1 protein-coding gene is annotated in these 743 nt (G+C 39.2%); it reads left to right on the forward strand.

The window, feature by feature from the left end; genetic code table 11:
- Positions 1–638: transposase (locus LXM54_RS27660; RefSeq protein WP_233319561.1), on the forward strand; the 638-nt coding region annotated here is incomplete at its 5' end.
- Positions 639–743 lie beyond the last annotated feature (105 nt).

Genomic DNA, 743 nt, shown 5'->3' on the forward strand with positions numbered 1-743 from the left:
AAGCAGTGAAAAGAAGTATAGGAATAAAGAAGATTCGTGCCTTAAAAGAAGCCGCCAATCGCTCGATTGGCATTCGTCAGGGCGCCATGATGGCTAAAATGGAATTAAGAACGTTAATTCAAAAGTATGAACTCATTCAAGCCAAGTTCGAAGAGCTTGACCAAACTCTGGATACACTGCTTCAAGATATTCCAGGCGTTGATCAAATGTTAGAAATAACAGGAATTGGACGCGATACAGTGGCGGGTTTTTTCGCTGAAGTAGGCGATTTGAGTGAATACAATCATCCTCGTCAGATAACCAAACTGGCAGGACTCAGCTTAAAAGAAAATACATCAGGAAAGCATAAAGGGAGAACCAGGATTACGAAACGTGGTCGAAAGAAATTAAGGGCACTACTGTTTCGGGCATCTATGATTCTAGTAGCCAAGAATAAAGCCTTTAAAGCCCTACATCATTATTACACAACGAGACCTGATAATCCGTTGAAAAAGATGCAGTCTTTAATTGCTTTGTGTAATAAGCTCATCCGTATACTCTTCTCTATTGGTAAGAAACAGTTTGTATTTCAAGAGGAGAAGATGTTGAAGGACATCCCCCATATGCATGCATTTATCCAAGAACCAATAGCAGCTTAATCACTATAAAACTAACTATTAACAAATAGATTTGAAAAGATGAACAGACAAAATCAGCATGGGATTAGTTGGCAACGCAACTAACGTAAGGACTTAGATCCTGTG

The organism is Bacillus sp. Au-Bac7 (assembly GCF_021341655.1).
Lineage (GTDB): Bacteria > Bacillota > Bacilli > Bacillales > Cytobacillaceae > Niallia.